Origin of the sequence: Microbacterium esteraromaticum, assembly GCF_900163815.1 — a bacterium.
Lineage (GTDB): Bacteria > Actinomycetota > Actinomycetes > Actinomycetales > Microbacteriaceae > Microbacterium > Microbacterium esteraromaticum_B.
Genome location: NZ_FUKO01000042.1, coordinates 1 through 754, shown reverse-complemented (window position 1 = coordinate 754; position 754 = coordinate 1). Strand labels below are relative to the sequence as shown.

At 69.4% G+C, this 754-nt stretch carries 1 protein-coding gene; it reads left to right on the top strand.

Annotation, left to right across the window (positions count from 1 at the left end; translation table 11 throughout):
* Window positions 1-43 precede the first annotated feature (43 nt).
* Window positions 44-721, top strand: a complete 678-nt coding sequence (locus tag FM104_RS14805; protein ID WP_087133000.1) for a YqaJ viral recombinase family protein — start codon at window positions 44-46, stop codon at window positions 719-721.
* Window positions 722-754 lie beyond the last annotated feature (33 nt).

Here is a 754-nt window from a genome sequence, read left to right as displayed (position 1 = left end):
TGGGTGGAGCCGCGAGCCCAGGCGCGAGGGGTAGCCTCGTAAAGTGACCCCGGAACTGCAAGCGCGAATCGTCGCGGACTCCCGCGATCGGGTTGCATGGCTCCGGGCACGAGCCCGCGGGATCACCGCCACCGATGTCGCCGCACTCTCCAGCGAAACCTCGATCGGGCGTGCTGCGGATTCCAAACTCGGCGGAGGCCCGCGCTTCGGCGGCAACGCGTACACCGACCATGGTCGGCGCCGAGAGCCTGAGATCGCCGCGTGGGTGGCCGCGACCCATGGCATCCTGCCGTCGTCTGCGCTCTTCCACGCCGAAGTCGAGAGGCGTCACCTCGCGACTCCGGACGGAATCGTGGTGGATGCCGGCGGCGCCGTGCTGCTGGCAGAGATCAAGACCACCAACAAAGCCTGGCGCACGATCCCCCGCACGTACCTGCGTCAGATCTGGTGGCAGCAGCACGTGCTGGGCGCTGACCGGACGCTGTTCGTCTGGGAAGAGCACGACGACTTCCGCCCGATTCACGACGAGCCTCGCTCCGTGTGGATCGACCGCGACGACAAGGAGATCGGCCGTCTGGTCGGCCTCGCCACCCGGCTGATCGACGAGCTGTACCGACGCACGACCGGCCAAGCTCCCCCTGAGCGGGATGCGATCACTCCCCCGCGCGCCAGTGCGCTGCGCGAGCGCGACATGTTCCGCGCCCTCGCTCTCTCAGACTGACCACCCCACGCCCCGCCCGGCCCGCGCCCGGTT